The 1,485-nt window shown below is 29.2% G+C and carries 2 protein-coding genes; both read left to right on the forward strand.

Annotation, left to right across the window (positions count from 1 at the left end; all coding sequences use genetic code 11):
• Positions 1–140: 140 nt before the first annotated feature.
• On the forward strand, positions 141–608 hold the full coding sequence (locus tag CN514_RS24260) for a nuclease-related domain-containing protein (RefSeq protein ID WP_098234760.1): 468 nt from the start codon (positions 141–143) through the stop codon (positions 606–608).
• Between the two features lie 53 nt (positions 609–661).
• A complete protein-coding gene (locus CN514_RS24265; protein WP_098234761.1) occupies positions 662–1,048 on the forward strand; it encodes a hypothetical protein in 387 nt (128 codons plus the stop codon).
• The last annotated feature ends 437 nt before the right edge of the window (positions 1,049–1,485 follow it).

The following is a 1,485-nucleotide window of genomic DNA, read 5'->3' on the forward strand; positions in this document are numbered from 1 at the left end:
GAACTATATCATATAAATCTTAAAAAAGTGTAAAATTTTTGTGAAATAAGCCTAAACAACTCACATTTCATAAAATAGTTAGAAATTCAACGATTAATTTGTGTAATTTGAATGTAAGATAGATTAAAAGGATGTGAAATATGAAAAATCAAAAAGAACGACTTGAATCCAAGGATTTAAGGATTTATCAAATATTAAATGCAAGAAGCGAACTATTTGATGAGGATAAAGCATACTTATCCTATCTAGAAAAAGGGTTCAAAGGTGAAAAGAAATTTGATGAATGGACTTCAACACTTTCAGATAACTGGCTTTTCCTTAACGATTTATTGTTCGAATGTAACAAATCCGAATTCCAAATTGATTCCATTGGTATCAACGGAGAAACTATCTATTTATTTGAAGTGAAAAATTTTGATGGAGATTATTATATAGAAGGTGATCGATGGTATAAAACCCCAAAAACCGAAATAAAAAATCCTTACGAACAACTTAAAAGAACCGAATCTATGCTACGAAAATTACTTATTGAACAAAAGATTCATTTCAAAATAAAACCTCATTTAGTCTTTGTAAACCCCGGATTTTTTTATACAATGCCCCTATGAACCTACCCACTATTTTCCCATCACAACTAAATCGCCTAATAAACGAATTAAACATGCAACATTTCAAATTAAATGTTAATCATTTCAAACTCACCAAAGAATTATTATCACTTCATAAATCAGAGTCTAAGTACAAACAATATCCAAATTATCAATATGAACAACTATTAAAGGGCATCATTTGTGTTAACTGTAATACGTATATTACTGAAGTTAAAAAAGGTAAACTTGTATGCCAAGCCTGTGGCTATATAGAAGATCAGTCTAATGGAATATTAAGGAGTGTTGAAGAACTTAAATTTCTCTATCCGAATAGAAAAATTACAACTAATGCTGTTTATGAGTGGTGTGGAATTTATAAATCAAAAAAAGGGATTTGGAAAGTACTTCGTGAAAATTTTACTAAGAATGGACATGGAAAATATAGTTATTTTGTTTAGTAACTTTAACTTGTACTCATTATTGTGAGTGCATTTTTTTATTTTAGGTACTTCTGAATCCTTGATGGGTGGAGTATTTTCTTATTTTTGCTTTATTTACTAACTCATGGCCCTTTAAGACTTAGTATCTTTTGTTTTTTTGCTATTTTACTTACTCATGAACGCCTTATGAGTAACCATATTTTATCGTTTTCCTTATTTTACTTACTCATGAACGCCTTATGAGTACATTTTTCATCGTTTTCCTATTTTACTTACTCATGAACTCCTTATGAGTAACCATATTTCATCGTTTTTCTATTTTACTTACCCATGAACTCCTTATGAGTAACCAAATTTCATCTTTTTGCTATTTTACTTACTCATGAACGCCTTATGAGTAACCATATTTCATCTTTTTGCTATTTTACTTACTCATGAACGCCTTATGAGTAACC

It is taken from the genome of Bacillus sp. AFS001701 (assembly GCF_002559405.1).
In the GTDB taxonomy this organism is placed as follows: Bacteria; Bacillota; Bacilli; order Bacillales; family Bacillaceae_G; genus Gottfriedia.

Coding starts and splice junctions, on each gene's coding strand:
- CN514_RS24260 (WP_098234760.1), top strand. CDS start 141: ATGAAAAATCAAAAAGAACGACTTGAATCCAAGGATTTAAGGATTTAT.
- CN514_RS24265 (WP_098234761.1), top strand. CDS start 662: ATGCAACATTTCAAATTAAATGTTAATCATTTCAAACTCACCAAAGAA.